The organism is Rhizobacter sp. P2_H2 (genome assembly GCF_056403375.1).
This window is the reverse complement of record NZ_JBFUFP010001414.1, coordinates 1-1,128: the sequence shown is the minus strand read 5'-3', so window position 1 is coordinate 1,128 and position 1,128 is coordinate 1. Positions and strand designations below refer to the sequence as shown.

General features: G+C 62.0%; 1 pseudogene. It reads left to right on the top strand.

Annotated elements, in window-relative coordinates:
* A pseudogene (locus tag AC1D15_RS33570) lies at nt 1–469 on the top strand (IS5 family transposase); the annotation flags it as partial.
* Nucleotides 470–1,128: the final 659 nt, after the last annotated feature.

Here is a 1,128-nt window from a genome sequence, read left to right as displayed (position 1 = left end):
CGGGCTGCCAGTGGAAGGCTCTGCCCAAGGAGCGCTTCGGCAGCGCAAGCGCCATCCACAAGCGCTTCCTCGAGTGGGAGGCAGCGGGCTTCTTCGAGGCTTTGTGGAAAGCCGGCCTGGCCGAGCATGACCAGATGGAAGGCATCGCCTGGCGCTGGCAGGGCATCGACGGCGCGATGATGAAGGCGCCGCTGGCCCAAGAAGCCGTCGGCCCGAATCCAACGGATCGGGGGAAAAGAGGCAGCAAGCGCCACCTGCTGGTGGACGGTCGTGGCGTCCCGTTGTCGCTCGTCGTGACCGGGGCTAACGTTCATGACTGCAAGCGGCTTGACGATGTGCTCGGCGCCATCGCTGTCAAACGCAAGGATCCGCCGCATCGGCGAAACAAGCATCTGTGCGCCGACGCGGGCTACCGTGCGCCGAGCACCTGCGCACCATCGAGCACCACGGCTACATCCCTCATGTCGTCGTCTGGGATGAGGCCTACCTCCGAGTAATTCGACAGGAGTTGGTGACCAGTTTCCGCCCATCCACGCCCGATAGGCGGGAGACGGAGCAATGAAGTCTTGTCGCGGAGTTGCGACAGGAAACCGTTCATCCGTGGTGGCGCCTTTCGGTCCGGACGAACGTTGCGTAGGGAGTGTTCAGCATCGTACGGCCGCAGCGATGCCAAGATCATCGGGGCGCAGCCGCAGACCTGCGGTTTTCGCCGGGAGTTGCGCGTTACCGCAGTAAGGTGCCGACAATTTACACCCTAGCCTCTCTCGGTAAGTCCTTGATTATATTAGTGATTGGGGATCTTGGAGGGGAACATGTTGTCGTCGTGTCGCGACATGAAATGCCCCCCCGTCCTTACAGCGACAGCATTTTGGCCCGCGGCCTCTTCTGCGGAGTGCATTGGCATTCGCGGGCCTCTAGAAGCTGACATGGTCCGCGTGCCTCGAGTGCACGGCACGCGCGCGCCGCCGCGTTCGCGTCAAGTCCGCCGAATGTTCTCCTTTGAGCTATCACTTTGCACCAAGGCTTGTTGCATCGGCCGGTGCCAAGTCTCTTGGGCGCGAAGCCAAAGAGGAGCCGCCCGGATTGCCGCGTCGATTTACTTTCCGGACACTAGCACTGTCGATTCTC